The sequence below is a fragment of the Pseudomonas sp. 9_2_1 genome, from assembly GCF_059295275.1.
The window spans coordinates 1,620,279-1,636,875 of sequence record NZ_CM181239.1 but is presented as its reverse complement, the minus strand read 5'-3'; the positions used below and the strand labels follow the sequence as shown (position 1 = coordinate 1,636,875).

Genomic DNA, 16,597 nt, shown 5'->3' with positions numbered 1-16,597 from the left:
GGGGTAAATACGCGAACAGACCGGGGCAGAGCCGTCAGGACGAGGCGTTTTCGCTGCGATGCAATTTACTCATCAGCTCCGCCTCGGCCTGGGTCAGGCCGCAGCTTTCGGTGAGCTCGGCGACGCTGGCGCCCATGCCCACCAGCTTGGCCGCCTGGCTGAAGGTGACGTTGCTGGGGTCGCGCTGCTCCAGTTGCTGGATCTTGTCGGGCAGCGGGGTAACCACTGCGCTCAACGCGTGCAGCGCCTCGCCCATGCGCACGGTACCGTTCTGGTAGTCGTCCAGGCGCTTGGCCAGGTCCTTGATGCGCTGGTCACGCAGGGCATCGCCCTCGGCCTGCTGCGCGGCCAGCTCGCGCTGGCGCTTGCTATAGTTGAGGAAAAACCACAGGCTCAGCGCCCAGACCAGCGCCAGGAAGATGACAGCAACCTGTAGGATCAACTCAGATATTCTCCAGCTCGGACCACTCTTCCTCGGTCATCATCTTGTCCAGCTCGACCAGGATCAGCAGTTCGCCATTCTTGTTGCACACGCCCTGGATGAACTTGGCCGACTCTTCGTTACCCACGTTAGGCGCGGTCTCGATCTCGGACTGGCGCAGGTACACCACCTCGGCCACGCTGTCGACCAGGATGCCGACCACCTGCTTGTCGGCCTCGATGATGACGATACGGGTGTTGTCGGTAACTTCGGTGGGCATCAGGCCGAAGCGCTGGCGGGTATCGATCACCGTCACCACGTTGCCGCGCAGGTTGATGATGCCCAGCACATAGCTAGGCGCGCCCGGCACCGGAGCGATTTCGGTGTAGCGCAGCACTTCCTGCACCTGCATCACGTTGATGCCGTAGGACTCGTTGTCCAGACGGAAGGTAACCCACTGCAGAATCGGATCTTCGGAACCTTGTGCGGACGACTTTTTCATTCCCCTACCCTCAAAATCCGCCATTGGCGGTGTGTTCGCTGTCATTGCTGTTTGGCATGCATCTGCTTGACCGCGCCGCTGGCGATCAGCTCGGCCAGTGCGGCGACGTCGAGCAGGGCACACATGTGTTCAATCACCGTGCCGGCCAGCCATGGCCGCTGGCCGCGCTGGCTGCGCCACTTGATCTCGGACGGGTCCAGGCGCAGCGAACGGCTGACCTGGTGCACGGCCAGCCCCCATTCGTAGCCCTGCACGGAAATCACGTATTGCAGGCCCTGGCGAAAGTCATCGCGATAGCGGTCAGGCATCACCCAACGGGCCGTGTCCAGCACCTTCAGGTTGCCGGCCTGGCAGGTCAGGATGCCGAGGAACCAGTCGGGCTGGCCGAACAGCGGCGTCAGCTCCTGGCCCGCCAGGTTGTAGATCGAGCCCAGGCACACCAGAGGCACCGCCAGGGTCAGACCGGCAACGTCGAACAGCAGGCATTCGAACGGCTCGGCCGCCCACGCCGGGCGACCGTCTTCACTGGGTGGCGGCGCAGGCAGGTCGGGGGCCGGCAAATGCACATCGACCAACGGTACCGCGGGCTGCGGGGCTTGCTCTTCGACCAGCACCGGTATGGCGGCCTCGGCCACCACCTGCTGCTCGACCACGGTCACCACCGGCGGCTCAACCGGTATCACGCTGGGCAACACCGCCAGCCGGGGCTCGGCGAAAGGTCGCAGCGCAGGGCTGATGTCGGCTTCGGCTGGCGCTTGCCTTGCCGGCTGGCGGGCATCACGCGCCTGCTTCTCGCGCACCGCTGCGGCGAATTCTTGCGCCGCTGCCGGTAGCTCGATCAGGTCGTCAGCTTCGGTGGCCTCCTGCAGCAACCCGTCAAGGTACGATTGCAGGGCCACCTGTGGCCGGGTGCTGGTGTGCCGAGTCTGGGTCATCAAGCCACCTGCGCTGCAGTCTTGTAAGTGAGCAGGTGCTTTAGCAGCGCCCGATAGGCAATCAGGCCGCGGCTCTTGCCGTCGAACTGCGAGGGCGTGACACCCTTGCGGCTGGCATCGCGCAGCCGCGTGTCGACCGGGATGTAGCCCTGCCACACCTGCTGGCCGTAGGTATCGCGCAACAGCTTGAGCGTGCCCAGCGAGGCCTGGGTACGGCGGTCGAACAGGGTGGGCACGATCTGGTAAGGCAGTGCCTGCTTGCGCGAGCGGTTGACCATCGCCAGCGTACCGACCATGCGCTCAAGCCCCTTGACCGCCAGAAACTCGGTTTGCACCGGGATCACCAGCTGCTGGCTGGCCGCCAGCGCGTTCACCATCAGCACGCCGAGCAATGGCGGGCTGTCGATCAGGGCGTAGTCGAAATCCTGCCACAGCTGCGCCAGACTCTTGGCGATCACCAGCCCCAGGCCATTCTGCCCCGGCGACTGGCGCTCCAGCACCGCCAGCGCGGTGCTCGACGGCAACAACGAAATGCGCTCGTCGCTGGTGGGCAGCAGCAGTTGCCCAGGCAAGCCTTCGGGCACCCCGCCCTTGTGCAGGAACAGGTCGTAGCAGCTGTGCTCCAGGGCATCCGGGTTGTGCCCGAAATAGCTGGTCATCGAGCCGTGCGGGTCGAGGTCGACGACGACCACGCGCTTGCCGGCCTCGGCCAGCAGGCCGGCCAGGGCAATGGTAGTGGTGGTCTTGCCGACGCCACCTTTTTGATTGGCTACTGCCCAGACTCTCATCAAGCAAACTCTATCTATTGATTTGGCAGGGACACTGCCTTGCTCAAAATTTGAAAGCTCGCGCAATCAATGTGGGAGCGGGTTTATCGAAGCGTCGAACCGCCACGAACACCGGCAAAGCCGGTGCCATATACCGAGTCGCGATCTTCGCGGGTGAACCCGCTCCCACAGGGATCGCCGTCAATGTCATGAACTCGTTAACAGTGACAGAGATTTGACGACTTATTGCCCCGCCACCGTTGCTGGCGTTGCCGGTGCACTTTGTGTGCCAGCCCGGCGCAATGCAGCGTCCGGTTTAGCGTTGGCACTGCCCGAGCCGGTCAGGCTGCGGCGCACTTCGAGGTTGCGCGAAATCACCAGCACCACCCGCCGGTTGCGCGCACGGCCGTCGGCGGTGTCGTTGCCGGCCACCGGCTGATACTCGCCGTAGCCCACCGAGGCCATGCGCGCCGGGTTGACCCCTTCCATGGCCAGCAGGCGCACGATGCTCGCCGCCCGCGCCGACGACAGCTCCCAGTTGGTCGGGTACTGCGCCGTGCGAATCGGCAGGTTGTCGGTAAAGCCCTCGACGTGCACCGGGTTGGCGAACGGCTTGAGAATGTTGGCCACCTTCTCGATGATGGCAAAGGCCTTGTCGCTGGGCATGGCATCGCCACTGCCGAACAGCAGCGACGAATTGAGCTCGATCTCGATCCACAGCTCGTTACCACGCACGGTCATCTGGTTGCTGTTGATCAGATCGCCAAAGGCATCGCGCACGTCATCGCTGATGGTTTTCAGCGGGTCGACATTGGTCGCGCCCAAGGCAGCCTCGGTCTGCTCGCTCTCTTTGACCAACGGCTCGGCCGGGCGCACGCTCAACGGCTGCTCATCACCGATAGGGATCGGCTTCATGCTGCGTTCCGGGTCGTTGAACACCCCGAGCAAGGCCTGGGAAATGACCTTGTACTTGCCCTCGTTGATCGAGGAAATCGAGTACATCACCACAAAAAAAGCGAACAGCAAGGTAATGAAGTCGGCGTACGACACCAGCCAGCGTTCGTGGTTTTCGTGTTCCTCGGTATGGCGACGGCGACGCATGGGTTACTCCATGAAGCCTTGCAGCTTCAGCTCGATCGAGCGCGGGTTTTCACCCTCGGCAATCGACAGCAGGCCTTCGAGCAGCATCTCGCGGTAGCGCGACTGGCGCATGACGAGGGCCTTCAGCTTGCTGGCGATCGGCAGCAGTATCAGGTTGGCGCTGGCCACCCCGTAGATGGTGGCGACGAAGGCCACGGCAATACCATTGCCCAGTTGCGCCGGGTCGGCCAGGTTGCCCATCACGTGGATCAGGCCCATCACCGCACCAATGATGCCGATGGTCGGCGCGTAGCCGCCCATGCTCTCGAATACCTTGGCAGCCTGGATGTCACGGCTTTCCTGGGTCAGGAAATCGACTTCGAGAATGCTGCGGATGGCTTCCGGTTCGGCGCCGTCCACCAACAACTGCAGGCCCTTGCGTGCATAAGGGTCGGGCTCGCTGTCGGCCACCCCCTCCAGGCCCAGCAGGCCTTCCTTGCGTGCGGTCAGGCTCCAGTTCACCACGCGGTCGATCCCGCCCGCCAGGTCGACCCGTGGCGGGAACAGAATCCAGCGCAGGATCTGCAAGGCACGCTTGAACGACGACAGCGGCGACTGCAGCAGCGCCGCCGCCAGGGTACCGCCCAGCACGATCAGCGCCGCCGGGCCGTTAACAAGGGCACCGGCATGGCCGCCTTCGAGAAAGTTGCCACCGACAATGGCGACAAAGGCGAGGATCAGGCCGATCAGGCTGAGGACGTCCATCAGACGCACGCCTCCACCAGGTGCTTGCCGATTTCGTCCAGGCTGTACACGGCGTCAGCCAGGTTGGCCTTGACGATGGCCATGGGCATGCCATAGATCACGCAGCTGGCTTCATCCTGGGCCCACACCGTGCTGCCGCCCTGTTTCAGCAGGCGCGCACCTTCGCGGCCATCGGCGCCCATGCCGGTGAGCACCACCGACAGCACCTTGTCGCCATACGACTTGGCCGCCGAGCCGAAGGTAATGTCCACGCACGGCTTGTAGTTCAGGCGCTCGTCGCCGGGCAGGATCTTCACCGTGCCACGGCCGTCGATCATCATCTGCTTGCCCCCCGGGGCCAGCAGCGCCAGGCCGGGGCGCAGCATGTCGCCGTCCTCGGCTTCCTTGACACTGATGCGGCACAGTTTGTCGAGGCGTTCGGCAAAGGCTTTGGTGAACGCGGCCGGCATGTGCTGGATGAGCACGATCGGTGCCGGGAAGCTGGCCGGCAGCTGGGTCAGCACCCGCTGCAGGGCAACCGGGCCACCGGTGGAGGTGCCGATGGCGACCAGCTTGTAGGGCTTGCGCTTGGCGGCTGGCGAATGCGTAGGCGCAGCGGCCGGTGCACGGGCAGGCACGGGAGTACGCGCCGGTGCAGGGCTGGTGAAACCGCTGGCAGGTGCAGGGCTGCTGGAAGGCGCCGGTGCAGGTGCGGCCACCGGCACGTGGCTGGCGTAGCTGCCAAAACGGCGGTTGCTGCGGGAAATGGTGTGCACCTTCTCGCACAGCATCTGCTTGACCTTGTCGGGGTTGCGCGAGATGTCCTCGAAGTTCTTCGGCAGGTAATCAACCGCACCGGCATCCAGCGCATCGAGGGTGACCCGGGCGCCTTCATGGGTCAGCGAGGAGAACATCAGCACCGGCGTCGGGCAGCGCTGCATGATGTGCCGCACCGCGGTGATGCCGTCCATCATGGGCATTTCGTAGTCCATGGTGATGACATCGGGTTTCAGCGCCAGCGCCTGGTCGATTGCTTCCTTGCCGTTGGTCGCGGTACCCACTACCTGGATCGTCGGATCCGACGAGAGGATTTCCGAGACGCGGCGGCGGAAGAAACCGGAATCATCCACCACCAGGACCTTGACTGCCATAAACACTCCATTAGGCGGCGCAACCCGCCAGGGTGCGCCACCGAAATCAAATACGCCGCGCGGCGTAACGCTTGAGCATGCTCGGGACGTCGAGAATCAACGCAATGCGCCCGTCACCGGTAATGGTGGCCCCGGACATCCCCGGGGTCCCCTGCAGCATCTTGCCCAGCGGCTTGATTACCACTTCTTCCTGGCCAACCAGTTGATCGACGACAAAACCGATGCGCTGGGTGCCCACCGACAGGATCACCACATGGCCCTCGCGCTGCTCTTCGTGCACCTGGCCCTGCACCAGCCAGCGCTTGAGGTAGAACAGCGGCAGTGCCTTGTCGCGCACGATCACCACTTCCTGGCCGTCGACCACGTTGGTGCGCGACAGGTCGAGGTGGAAGATTTCGTTGACGTTGACCAGCGGGAAGGCGAACGCCTGGTTGCCCAGCATCACCATCAGGGTCGGCATGATCGCCAAGGTCAGCGGCACCTTGATGACGATCTTCGAGCCCTGACCCTTGGCCGAGTAGATGTTGATCGAGCCGTTGAGCTGGGAAATCTTGGTCTTCACCACGTCCATGCCCACGCCACGCCCCGACACGTCGGAAATCTCGGTCTTGGTCGAAAAGCCCGGGGCGAAGATCAGGTTGTAGCAGTCCGACTCGCTCAGGCGCTCGGCGGCGTCCTTGTCCATCAGGCCCTTTTCAACGGCCTTGGCGCGCAGGATGTTCGGGTCCATGCCCTTGCCGTCGTCCGAGATCGACAGCAGGATGTGGTCGCCTTCCTGTTCGGCCGACAGCACCACGCGGCCCGTGCGCGCCTTGCCGGAGGCATCACGCTCATCGGGCATCTCGATGCCATGGTCGACGGCGTTGCGCACCAGGTGCACCAACGGGTCGGCCAGGGCCTCGACCAGGTTCTTGTCGAGGTCGGTCTCTTCGCCGACAAGCTCCAGGTTGATTTCTTTTTTCAGCTGGCGAGCCAGATCGCGGACCAGGCGCGGGAAGCGGCCGAAGACTTTCTTGATCGGCTGCATGCGGGTTTTCATCACCGCGGTCTGCAGGTCGGCGGTGACCACGTCGAGGTTGGACACGGCCTTGGACATGGCCTCGTCACCGCTGTTCAGGCCCAGGCGCACCAGGCGGTTACGCACCAGCACCAGTTCGCCGACCATGTTCATGATCTCGTCCAGGCGCGCGGTGTCCACCCGCACGGTGGTTTCCGCTTCGCTGACCGCGTGCTTGTCGGCGGCCGGGGCCGGCGCGCGAGGGGCAGCAGCAGGTTTGCTGGCAGGCGCAGGCGCCGCAGCTGGCGGCTGCGCCCTGGCCGCAGCCGGTGCTTCGACCGCAGCAACGTCGCCGCCGAACTTGCCCTTGCCGTGCAACTGGTCGAGCAGGGCTTCGAATTCGTGTTCGCTGATTTCGTCGCTGGCGGCGCTGGCCGTAGCGGTCTGTTCAGCGGCGGCAGGCGACGGCGCCTTGGCACCCGGCAACGCATCGACCTGGAACGTACCCTTGCCATGCAACTGGTCGAGCAGCGATTCGAACTCGGCGTCGCTGATCTCGTCGCTGACCGCTTCAGCGCTGACCGCAGCCGGCGGCGCCACAACCTCGGCGCTGAACTGGCCTTTGCCGTGCAACTGGTCGAGCAACGACTCGAACTCGGCGTCGGTGATTTCGTCGCCGGCCGCACTGACGGGCTCACCCTGCATCTGCTCGTCGGCAGCAGCTTGTGCCTTGACCGCATCGAGCGAATCGAGCAGCTGCTCGAACTCGCTGTCGGTGATGTCCTGGTGCGCGTCATCGGCCGCAGCAGCCAGCGGCGCCTCGGCGGCGGGCTGGGGTGCAGCAACGGGTGCCGCAGGCGCTTCGGCGCTGCCAGGTTCGGCCAGGCGCGACAATGCCGCCAGCAGCTCAGGGGTGGCCGGAGTCACTTCGGCGCGCTCGCGCACCTGGCCAAACATGCTGTTGACCGTATCCAGTGCTTCAAGCACTACATCCATCAGTTCCGCGTCGACCCGGCGCTCACCTTTGCGCAGCACGTCGAACACGTTCTCGGCGATATGGCAGCACTCCACCAGCTCGTTCAGCTGAAGGAAGCCGGCGCCCCCTTTTACAGTGTGGAAACCGCGAAAGATCGCATTGAGCAGGTCGGCATCGTCGGGCCGGCTTTCCAGCTCGACCAGTTGCTCGGACAGTTGCTCAAGAATTTCGCCGGCTTCTACCAGGAAATCCTGGAGGATTTCTTCATCGGCGCCGAAGCTCATCAAACGTGCTCCTTAAAAACCCAGGCTGGACAGCAAATCATCGACATCGTCCTGACCGGACACAACGTCTTCACGCTTATCGGCATGAATCTGCGGACCTTCACCCCGAGTCGGATGTTTTTCTCGATCTTTTTCTGCACGCAATTGATCGTGGTCATGCTGAATGCCCGCAAACCGGTCGACCTGGCTGGCCATCAGCACCAGCTTGAGCAGGTTGCTTTCCACTTCGGTCACCAAAGTGGTGACACGCTTGATCACCTGACCGGTCAGGTCCTGGTAGTCCTGCGCCAGCAGAATGTCGTTGAGGTGACCAGCTACCTTGCGGTTGCCTTCAGCGCTGTGCGTCAGGAAACTGTCGACGCGCTTGACCAGGTCACGGAACTCTGGCGCAGCCACTTCGCGGCGCATGAAGCGCTGCCAGTCGGTGCTCAGCGCCTTGGCCTCGCTGGCCAGGTCGTTGAGCACCGGAGTGCTTTCCTCGACCAGGTCCATGGTGCGGTTGGCCGCGCCCTCGGTGAGCTTGACCACATACGACAGGCGCTCGGTGGCGTCGGTAATCTGCGACACCTCCTCGGCTTGCGGCATGGTCGGGTCGATCTGGAAACTGACGATGGCACTGTGCAGCTCGCGGGTCAGCTTGCCGACTTCCTGATACAGGCCGCGGTCGCGGGTCTGGTTCAGCTCGTGAATCAGCTGCACCGCCTCGCCAAAACGGCCTCGCTCCAGGCTTTCGACCAGCTCCTGGGCATGCTTCTTGAGGGTCGATTCGAACTCGCCCAACGACGTTTGTGATGATTCCATGGCGCGCCCCCTGGCGTGACTCAGCCGTTGACGCGTTCGAAGATCTTCTCGATCTTTTCTTTGAGCACCTGAGCGGTGAACGGCTTGACCACGTAACCATTGACGCCGGCCTGGGCCGCTTCGATGATCTGGTCGCGCTTGGCTTCGGCGGTCACCATCAGTACCGGCATGGTTTTCAGCTTCTCGCTGGCACGCACCTTACGCAGCAGGTCGATGCCGGACATGCCAGGCATGTTCCAGTCGGTCACCAGAAAGTCGTAGTCACCGTTCTCCAGCATCGGCAGCGCCGTGGTGCCGTCGTCCGCTTCGTGCGTGTTGGTGAAACCCAGGTCGCGCATCAGGTTCTTGATGATCCGCCGCATCGTCGAAAAGTCGTCAACGATGAGGATTTTCATATCTTTGTTCAAGTAGACCTCCAAGCAGTCTCGAACGCGCTCGGCTGCGAGCGCGCATTCAATCAATCCGGTACAACGTAGAAAACGACTGCAACGACAACGGGCTCAACGCGCCCGCCATTCCCCAAGGCGGCTGCGCAGGCGCGCAGCACACTGGCTGTGCAACTGGCTGACCCGCGACTCGCTGACCCCAAGCACCTCACCGATTTCCTTGAGGTTCAGCTCTTCGTCGTAGTACAGCGCCAGCACCAGGCGCTCACGCTCCGGCAGGTTGGCGATGGCCTCGGTCAGGGCTACCTGGAAGCGCTCGTCCTCCAGGCCGCGGGCAGGTTCGACCTGGCCGCTGGCGCCATCCTCATGCAGCCCTTCGTGCTCGCCGTCCTGCAACAGGTCGTCAAAGCTGAACAGGCGGCTGCCCAGGGTATCGTTCAAGATCCCGTAGTAATCATCGAGACTCAATTGAAGTTCGGCAGCAACTTCATGATCTTTAGCGTCACGGCCAGTTCTGGCTTCGACTGCGCGCATCGCGTCACTGACCATGCGGGTGTTGCGGTGCACCGAGCGCGGTGCCCAGTCGCCCTTGCGCACTTCGTCCAGCATCGCGCCGCGGATGCGGATACCGGCGTAGGTTTCAAAGCTGGCGCCCTTGCTGGCGTCGTACTTGTTGGCCACTTCCAGCAGGCCGATCATGCCGGCCTGGATCAGGTCCTCGACCTGCACGTTGGCCGGCAGCCGCGCCAGCAGGTGGTAGGCGATGCGCTTGACCAGCGGCGCGTAGCGTTCTATCAGCTCGTACTGGGCGTCTTTCGACGCCCGGCTGTACATCTTGAAGCCACTCGCGTTCATAGCACGGGTCCCGCGCTGGTGGGTTGCACCAGACGCTCGACGAAGAACTCCAGGTGGCCGCGCGGGTTGGCCGGCAGCGGCCAGCTGTCGACCTTCTGCGCAATCGCCTTGAAGGCCAGCGCGCACTTGGAGCGAGGGAAGGCTTCGTAGACTGCACGCTGCTTCTGCACCGCCTTGCGCACACACTCGTCGTACGGCACGGCGCCCACGTACTGCAGGGCAACGTCAAGGAAGCGGTCGGTGACCTTGGTCAGCTTGGCAAACAGGTTGCGCCCTTCCTGCGGGCTCTGCGCCATGTTGGCCAGCACGCGGAAACGGTTCATGCCGTAGTCGCGATTCAGCAGTTTGATCAGGGCGTAGGCATCGGTGATCGAGGTCGGTTCGTCACACACCACCAGCAGCACTTCCTGCGCCGCGCGGACAAAGCTCACCACCGAGTCGCCAATGCCCGCAGCGGTGTCGATCACCAGCACGTCGAGGTTGTCGCCGACGTCGCTGAACGCCTGGATCAGCCCGGCATGCTGGGCCGGGGCCAGGTGCACCATGCTCTGCGTGCCCGAGGCCGCCGGCACGATGCGCACGCCGCCGGGGCCCTGCAGCATCACATCGCGCAGCTCGCAGCGCCCCTCGATGACATCGGCCAGGGTACGTTTGGGAGTCAGGCCCAGCAACACGTCGACATTGGCCAGGCCCAGGTCGGCGTCGAGCAGCATGACCCTGCGGCCAAGCTCGGCCAGCGCCAGGGACAAGTTCACTGAAACGTTAGTCTTGCCGACGCCACCTTTACCACCGGTCACGGCGATCACCTGTACAGGATGCATGCTACCCATGTCTGTTCTTTACCTTGTCTCGCTGGGACTCAGGCCACACGTAGGGCAATTCTGCGTACCCCTTGGTATAGCGACTTTGCACACGCTTCATGGTCAACCCGCTCGCCGTGGGTTGTGATAGAGATCAGCGAACATGTCGGCCATGGCCTCTTCACTGGGCTCGTCCTGCTGCTGCACATTGACTGCCCGGGTCACCAGCTGGTGCCCACGTGGCAAGTGCAGGTCGTCTGGAATGCGCGGGCCATCGGTGAGATAGGCCACGGGCAGTTCATGACTGATGGCAAGGCTCAGCACATCGCCAAGGCTTGCCGATTCATCGAGTTTGGTCAGGATGCAGCCCGCCAGGCCACAGCGCTTGTAGCTGTGATAGGCGGCGGTCAGCACCTGCTTCTGGCTGGTGGTGGCCAGTACCAGGTAATTCTTTGCGGCAATGCCACGCCCGGCCAAGGTTTCCAGTTGCATGCGCAGGGCCGGGTCGCTGGCCTGCAGGCCGGCGGTATCGATCAGCACCACGCGCTTGCGCAGCAGCGGCTCCAGCGCCGCAGCCAGCGACTGGCCCGGGTCGACGTAGGTCACCGGCACGTTGAGGATGCGGCCCAGGGTCTTGAGCTGCTCCTGGGCACCGATGCGGAAGCTGTCCATACTCACCAGCGCCAGGTTCTGCGCGCCGTACTTGAGCACGTAGCGGGCGGCCAGCTTGGCCAGGGTGGTGGTCTTGCCCATGCCGGCCGGTCCGACAACGGCAATCACCCCGCCCTCTTCGATCGGCTCGATTTCGGGAATGTCGATCATCCGCGCCAGGTGCGCCAGCAGCATGCGCCAGGCCTGGCGTGGTTCTTCGATTTCGGCGGTCAGGTCCAGCAGCTCACGGGCGATCGGCCCGGACAGGCCGATGCGCTGCAGGCGGCGCCAGAGGTTGGCCTGCTGCGGCTTGCTGCCCTGCAACTGAGTCCAGGCCAGGGAGCCGAGCTGCACTTCCAGGAGCTCGCGCAGGCCCGACAGCTCGGAGCGCATGGCATCGAACAGGCGCGGATCGACTGGCGCCGCGGCCGGGGCGGCAGCCGCCTCGGGGGTGTCGACGTGGGGCTCGACCAGCGGTTCGGCGGCCGTCAGCGACTGCCCGGCAAACAATTGGCGGTTGTTGTCGCTGCTGTCCTGGCGGTGGTCCAGCTCGGCCTGGGCAGTGGCGATGCGCGTGTGGGTCTTGCGCAGCTCTTCTTCCAGCTCGGCGTTGGGCACGCGCGGGGCCAGGGCGGACAGCTTGTAGTCCAGCGCAGCCGTCAGTTCGACACCACCGGCAATGCGGCGGTTGCCAATGATCGCGGCATCGGCGCCCAGCTCATCACGGACCAGTTTCATGGCCTGACGCATATCGGCGGCGAAAAATCGCTTAACTTGCATTATCCACTACCTCAGCCGTTAGGGCCCACGGTGGCAACGATGGTGACTTGCTTGTTGTCCGGTATTTCCTGATACGCCAGCACATGCAAATTCGGTACAGCCAGGCGACCGAAACGCGACAGCATGGCGCGGATCGGGCCGGCGACCAGCAGGATGGCCGGCTGGCCCTGCATTTCCTGGCGCTGGGCCGCCTCGATCAGCGAACGTTGCAGCTTCTCGGCCATGCTAGGTTCCAGAAGAACACCATCTTCCTGACCCTGCCCGGCCCTTTGCAGACTATTGAGCAAAATCTGTTCCAACCTTGGCTCCAGGGTAATCACTGGCAGCTCAGACTCAACACCGACAATGCTTTGCACGATGGCGCGACACAATCCGACGCGCACCATCGCCACCAGCGCGGCGGTATCTTGACTCTTGCCGGCATTGTTCGCGATCGCTTCGGCAATGCTGCGGATATCGCGCACCGGCACCTGCTCCGACAGCAGAGCCTGCAGCACCTTCAGCAGGCCCGACAAGGAAATGACACCGGGCACCAGCTCTTCTGCAAGTTTAGGCGATGCCTTGGCCAGCACCTGCAGCAATTGCTGCACCTCTTCGTGGCCGATCAGCTCGTGGCAGTGCTTCTGCAGGATCTGGTTGAGGTGGGTAGCCACCACGGTACTGGCGTCAACCACGGTGTAGCCCAGCGACTGCGCCTGCGAGCGCTGGCCAACGTCGATCCACACCGCTTCCAGGCCGAATGCCGGGTCCCGCGCGGCAATACCGTTGAGCGTGCCGAATACCTGGCCCGGGTTGATGGCCAGTTCGCGGTCCGGGTAGATCTCGGCCTCGGCAAGGATCACCCCCATCAGGGTCAGGCGGTAGGCACTGGGCTGCAGGTCGAGGTTGTCGCGGATGTGCACCGTGGGCATCAGGAAGCCCAGGTCCTGGGACAGTTTCTTGCGCACCCCCTTGATCCGCGCCAGCAGCTGACCACCCTGGTTGCGGTCGACCAGGGGGATCAGCCGGTAACCGACCTCCAGGCCGATCATGTCGATCGGCGTGACATCGTCCCAGCCAAGCTCCTTGGTTTCCAGTGCACGTTGCGGCGAAGGCAGCAAGTCCTGCTGCTGCTGCGCCTCCTTGAGTGCCTGCAGCCTGGTCTTCTGCTGCTTCTTCCACACCAGGTAGGCGCCACCGCCCGCCAGCAGGCCAAGGCTGATGAAGGCGACGTGCGGCATGCCCGGCACCAGGCCCATGACGATCATCAGCCCGGCGGAAACCGCCAGTGCCTTGGGCGAATCGAACATCTGCCGGTTGATCAGCTTGCCCATGTCCTCGGAGCCGGAGGCACGGGTAACCATGATCGCGGCAGCGGTGGACAGCAGCAGTGAAGGCAATTGCGCCACCAAACCGTCACCAATGGTCAGCAGGGCGTACACCTTGCCGGCCTCCGTGAAACTCATGCCGTGCTGCATCATGCCGATCAATATGCCGCCGATCAGGTTGATGAACAGGATCAACAGGCCGGCGATGGCGTCCCCGCGGACGAACTTGCTGGCACCGTCCATCGAACCGTAGAACTCGGCCTCCTGGGCCACCTCGGCACGGCGGTGCTTGGCCTGGGCCTGGTCGATCAGGCCGGCGTTGAGGTCGGCGTCGATAGCCATCTGCTTGCCGGGCATGGCGTCGAGGGTGAAACGCGCGCTCACCTCCGAGATACGCCCGGCGCCCTTGGTGACCACCACGAAGTTGATGATCATGAGGATGGCGAACACCACCGCACCAACGACATAATTACCGCCGATCACCACCTCGCCAAAGGCCTGGATCACCTTGCCGGCGGCGCCATGGCCTTCCTGGCCGTGCAGCATCACCACTCGGGTGGAGGCCACGTTCAGGGCCAGGCGCAGCAGCGTGGCCACCAGCAAGATGGTGGGGAATGCGGCGAAATCGAGCGGCCGCAGGGCGTACACGCAGACCAGCAGGACAACGATCGACAGGGCGATGTTGAAGGTGAAGAACACGTCGAGCAGGAACGGCGGTATCGGCAACATCATCATTGCCAACATCACCAGCAGCAACAGCGGCACACCCAGGTTGCCCCGGCCAAGACCGGCCAGGTTGTTACGGGCGTTGCTGATTAACTGAGTGCGATCCACCGCGAGTCCTCTTGATGCAAAACTTTGACGCCCAAGGGGCGTCTGCGGCTGGCTCTGCAAGAAGCTGTCCAACTTTGCTCGGCGGGGGATTTATATTGCCTGTCCCGGCCCTGACACAAGATCAACTGTCACGCCGCAAATCCGGCGGGATCGGCAGGTCGTCTTTCAACGGCTCCGGTCGCTTCCCTCTACCCGCCCGGTACTGGCGGATCTGGAACACATAGGCCAGCACCTGCGCCACCGCCAGGTACAACCCGGCGGGGATTTCCTGCTCGAGCTCGGTGGAGTAGTAGATCGCCCGCGCAAGGGCCGGCGACTCAAGAATCTGGATCTTGTGCTCGACAGCAATTTCGCGAATCTTCAAGGCCGTGAAATCAGCCCCCTTGGCCAGCAGCAACGGCGCCGCCCCACCCTTCTCCGGGTCATACTGCAACGCCACCGCATAATGCGTCGGGTTGGTGATGATCACATCGGCTTGCGGCACCGCGGCCATCATGCGCCGCTGCGACATCTCGCGCTGCAGCTGGCGAATGCGCTGCTTGACCTCGGGCTTGCCCTCGCTGTCCTTGTACTCGTCGCGCACTTCCTGCTTGGTCATCTTCATTTTCTTGTGCGTCTGGTACAGCTGGAACGGCACATCCGCCGCCGCAATCAGCAACAGCCCGGTCGCCATCCACAACGCACTCCAGCCCACCACCTGCAAGCTGTGAATGATCGCCTGCTCCAGCGGCTCGTTGGCAATCGACAGCAAGGCCTGGCGGTCGTTGGTCAGCACCACCACCGCCACTATCAGGATCACGAAGAACTTGGCCAGCGCCTTGAGCAGCTCGGTCAGGCTGTTCATCGAGAACATGCGCTTGATCCCCGACAGCGGGTTCATGCGACTGAATTTAGGTTGCAGCAGGCTGCCAGAAAACAGAAAACCGCCCAACGCGATAGGCGCCACGAAGGAGATCACAAACAACAGGATCAGGATTGGCTGTACCGCCCATATCGCCATCTTGCCCGATGCCAGAAGAAACGCCCCCATGGCCCGCTCGTCGACGATGATGTCGCGGGTCAGGCTGAAATTCATGCGCATCATCGCCAGCAGCGTCTCGGCCAGGTGGCCGCCGAACGCCAGCAGGCCACCGGCACCGGCCAAGGTCACTGCCACCGTGTTGAGCTCCTTGGAGCGGGCGATCTCGCCTTTCTCGCGGGCATCGCGCTTGCGCTTCTCGGTGGGGTCCTCTGTCTTGTCCTGGCCACTTTCGCTTTCTGCCATGCTCAGCGCGCCCTCGCCAGTTCACGCAGCCATTGCAGCGCTTCGCTGGCCAATGCCTGGTAGTGGGACAACACATCGGCCAGGCCGACCCAGAAGATGAACATGCCCATGACCAGGGTCAGCGGAAAACCGATGGAGAAGATGTTCAGCTGCGGCGCCGCGCGGGTCATCACGCCAAATGCGATGTTCACCACCAGCAAGGCGGCGATCACCGGCAGGATCAGCAGCAGGCCGGCGGCGAACACCCAGCCCAGGCGCCCGGCCAGCTCCCAGAAGTGGTTGACCACCAGCGCATTGCCCACCGGCAAAGTAGTGAAGCTTTCGGTCAGTACCTCGAACACGACCAGGTGGCCGTTCATCAACAGGAACAGCACGCTCACCAGCATGGTCATGAACTGGCTGATGACCGCCACGTTGACGCCGTTGGCAGGGTCGACCATCGAGGCGAAGGCCATGCCCATCTGGATGGCAACGACCTGACCCGCGATCACGAACGCCTGAAACAGCAGCTGCAGCGAAAAACCGAGCAGCGCACCAACAATCACCTGCTCAGCGCACAGCAACATCCCGCGCAGGCTCAGCGGGTCGAATTCAGGCAGTGGCGGCAGCGCCGGCACGATCACCACGGTGATGGCCACCGCCACGTACAGGCGCACCCGCGCCGGCAACATGCGGGTGCCAAAGATCGGCATGGTCATCAGCACCGCCGTCACCCGGAATAACGGCAGGATGAACGTGGCGACCCAGGTGCCGATCTGCGCGTCTGTCAGCTCCAGCATCGCCGCGTCAACCGATCAGCTGCGGGATGTTGGTGTACAGGTTGGTGATGTACTCCATGAACTTCTGCACCAGCCAGGGCCCGGCGACGATCAACGTGACCAGCATTACCAGCAGCCGCGGCAGAAAGCTCAGGGTCTGTTCGTTGATCTGCGTGGCCGCCTGGAACATCGCCACAACCAGACCCACCAGCAGGCTTGGCACCACCAGCACGGCCACCATCAGGGTGGTCAGCCACAAGGCATCACGGAACAGGTCAACGGCAATTTCCGGGGTCATGCGCTC

17 protein-coding genes are annotated in these 16,597 nt (G+C 63.4%); all 17 read right to left on the bottom strand.

Going from position 1 to position 16,597, the window contains the following annotated elements; translation table 11 throughout:
• Window positions 1-34: 34 nt before the first annotated feature.
• The gene (locus AC5O5I_RS07375; protein WP_172228064.1) at window positions 35-442 is read right to left on the bottom strand and encodes a DUF2802 domain-containing protein; all 408 of its coding nucleotides are present in this window, start codon (window positions 440-442) and stop codon (window positions 35-37) included.
• 1 nt (window position 443) lies between these two features.
• On the bottom strand, window positions 444-923 hold the full coding sequence (locus tag AC5O5I_RS07370; RefSeq protein ID WP_003254393.1) for a chemotaxis protein CheW: 480 nt from the start codon (window positions 921-923) through the stop codon (window positions 444-446).
• A gap of 41 nt (window positions 924-964) precedes the next feature.
• Entirely contained in the window at window positions 965-1,858 is an 894-nt protein-coding gene (locus AC5O5I_RS07365; protein ID WP_494512276.1) for a CheW domain-containing protein, read from the bottom strand.
• Window positions 1,858-2,646 carry a ParA family protein gene (locus AC5O5I_RS07360; protein ID WP_172228068.1) on the bottom strand — a complete coding sequence of 263 codons (789 nt, stop codon included), beginning with the start codon at window positions 2,644-2,646 and terminating at the stop codon, window positions 1,858-1,860. The genes AC5O5I_RS07365 and AC5O5I_RS07360 overlap by 1 nt, the downstream gene beginning before the upstream one ends.
• Window positions 2,647-2,868: 222 nt before the next feature.
• Complete coding sequence (gene motD / locus AC5O5I_RS07355; protein ID WP_494512275.1) at window positions 2,869-3,726, bottom strand: flagellar motor protein MotD; 858 nt, start codon at window positions 3,724-3,726, stop codon at window positions 2,869-2,871.
• Window positions 3,727-3,729: 3 nt separating this feature from the next.
• Window positions 3,730-4,470 (bottom strand): flagellar motor protein, encoded by a 741-nt coding sequence (locus tag AC5O5I_RS07350; protein ID WP_172228072.1) that lies wholly within the window; start codon window positions 4,468-4,470, stop codon window positions 3,730-3,732.
• Window positions 4,470-5,600 (bottom strand): protein-glutamate methylesterase/protein-glutamine glutaminase, encoded by a 1,131-nt coding sequence (locus AC5O5I_RS07345; RefSeq protein WP_172228074.1) that lies wholly within the window; start codon window positions 5,598-5,600, stop codon window positions 4,470-4,472. Before AC5O5I_RS07345 ends, AC5O5I_RS07350 begins: the two co-directional genes overlap by 1 nt.
• A 46-nt stretch (window positions 5,601-5,646) precedes the next feature.
• A complete protein-coding gene (locus AC5O5I_RS07340) occupies window positions 5,647-7,857 on the bottom strand; it encodes a chemotaxis protein CheA (protein ID WP_494512274.1) in 2,211 nt (736 codons plus the stop codon).
• Between the two features lie 12 nt (window positions 7,858-7,869).
• Window positions 7,870-8,658: a protein phosphatase CheZ gene (locus AC5O5I_RS07335; RefSeq protein WP_172228078.1), complete on the bottom strand. Its 789-nt coding sequence runs from the start codon at window positions 8,656-8,658 to the stop codon at window positions 7,870-7,872.
• A gap of 20 nt (window positions 8,659-8,678) precedes the next feature.
• Window positions 8,679-9,053, bottom strand: a complete 375-nt coding sequence (locus AC5O5I_RS07330) for a chemotaxis response regulator CheY (RefSeq protein WP_172228080.1) — start codon at window positions 9,051-9,053, stop codon at window positions 8,679-8,681.
• A 105-nt stretch (window positions 9,054-9,158) separates the two neighbouring features.
• Window positions 9,159-9,899: an RNA polymerase sigma factor FliA gene (gene fliA / locus AC5O5I_RS07325; protein ID WP_013973585.1), complete on the bottom strand. Its 741-nt coding sequence runs from the start codon at window positions 9,897-9,899 to the stop codon at window positions 9,159-9,161.
• Complete coding sequence (gene fleN / locus AC5O5I_RS07320; protein WP_027593013.1) at window positions 9,896-10,729, bottom strand: flagellar synthesis regulator FleN; 834 nt, start codon at window positions 10,727-10,729, stop codon at window positions 9,896-9,898. Before fleN ends, fliA begins: the two co-directional genes overlap by 4 nt.
• A gap of 93 nt (window positions 10,730-10,822) precedes the next feature.
• Window positions 10,823-12,130: a flagellar biosynthesis GTPase FlhF gene (gene flhF / locus AC5O5I_RS07315; RefSeq protein ID WP_494512273.1), complete on the bottom strand. Its 1,308-nt coding sequence runs from the start codon at window positions 12,128-12,130 to the stop codon at window positions 10,823-10,825.
• Between the two features lie 11 nt (window positions 12,131-12,141).
• Entirely contained in the window at window positions 12,142-14,271 is a 2,130-nt protein-coding gene (gene flhA / locus AC5O5I_RS07310) for a flagellar biosynthesis protein FlhA (RefSeq protein WP_172231707.1), read from the bottom strand.
• Window positions 14,272-14,392: 121 nt separating this feature from the next.
• Window positions 14,393-15,535: a flagellar biosynthesis protein FlhB gene (flhB, locus tag AC5O5I_RS07305; RefSeq protein WP_172231710.1), complete on the bottom strand. Its 1,143-nt coding sequence runs from the start codon at window positions 15,533-15,535 to the stop codon at window positions 14,393-14,395.
• Between the two features lie 2 nt (window positions 15,536-15,537).
• A complete protein-coding gene (fliR, locus tag AC5O5I_RS07300; protein WP_172231713.1) occupies window positions 15,538-16,314 on the bottom strand; it encodes a flagellar biosynthetic protein FliR in 777 nt (258 codons plus the stop codon).
• A gap of 7 nt (window positions 16,315-16,321) precedes the next feature.
• Window positions 16,322-16,591 carry a flagellar biosynthesis protein FliQ gene (gene fliQ, locus AC5O5I_RS07295; protein WP_172232589.1) on the bottom strand — a complete coding sequence of 90 codons (270 nt, stop codon included), beginning with the start codon at window positions 16,589-16,591 and terminating at the stop codon, window positions 16,322-16,324.
• Window positions 16,592-16,597 lie beyond the last annotated feature (6 nt).

Coding starts and splice junctions, on each gene's coding strand:
- fleN (WP_027593013.1), bottom strand. CDS start 10,729: ATGGGTAGCATGCATCCTGTACAGGTGATCGCCGTGACCGGTGGTAAA.
- AC5O5I_RS07360 (WP_172228068.1), bottom strand. CDS start 2,646: ATGAGAGTCTGGGCAGTAGCCAATCAAAAAGGTGGCGTCGGCAAGACC.
- AC5O5I_RS07345 (WP_172228074.1), bottom strand. CDS start 5,600: ATGGCAGTCAAGGTCCTGGTGGTGGATGATTCCGGTTTCTTCCGCCGC.
- AC5O5I_RS07330 (WP_172228080.1), bottom strand. CDS start 9,053: ATGAAAATCCTCATCGTTGACGACTTTTCGACGATGCGGCGGATCATC.
- AC5O5I_RS07335 (WP_172228078.1), bottom strand. CDS start 8,658: ATGGAATCATCACAAACGTCGTTGGGCGAGTTCGAATCGACCCTCAAG.
- AC5O5I_RS07370 (WP_003254393.1), bottom strand. CDS start 923: ATGAAAAAGTCGTCCGCACAAGGTTCCGAAGATCCGATTCTGCAGTGG.
- motD (WP_494512275.1), bottom strand. CDS start 3,726: ATGCGTCGCCGTCGCCATACCGAGGAACACGAAAACCACGAACGCTGG.
- AC5O5I_RS07340 (WP_494512274.1), bottom strand. CDS start 7,857: ATGAGCTTCGGCGCCGATGAAGAAATCCTCCAGGATTTCCTGGTAGAA.
- fliA (WP_013973585.1), bottom strand. CDS start 9,899: ATGAACGCGAGTGGCTTCAAGATGTACAGCCGGGCGTCGAAAGACGCC.
- AC5O5I_RS07350 (WP_172228072.1), bottom strand. CDS start 4,470: ATGGACGTCCTCAGCCTGATCGGCCTGATCCTCGCCTTTGTCGCCATT.
- flhB (WP_172231710.1), bottom strand. CDS start 15,535: ATGGCAGAAAGCGAAAGTGGCCAGGACAAGACAGAGGACCCCACCGAG.
- fliQ (WP_172232589.1), bottom strand. CDS start 16,591: ATGACCCCGGAAATTGCCGTTGACCTGTTCCGTGATGCCTTGTGGCTG.
- flhF (WP_494512273.1), bottom strand. CDS start 12,130: ATGCAAGTTAAGCGATTTTTCGCCGCCGATATGCGTCAGGCCATGAAA.
- AC5O5I_RS07365 (WP_494512276.1), bottom strand. CDS start 1,858: ATGACCCAGACTCGGCACACCAGCACCCGGCCACAGGTGGCCCTGCAA.
- fliR (WP_172231713.1), bottom strand. CDS start 16,314: ATGCTGGAGCTGACAGACGCGCAGATCGGCACCTGGGTCGCCACGTTC.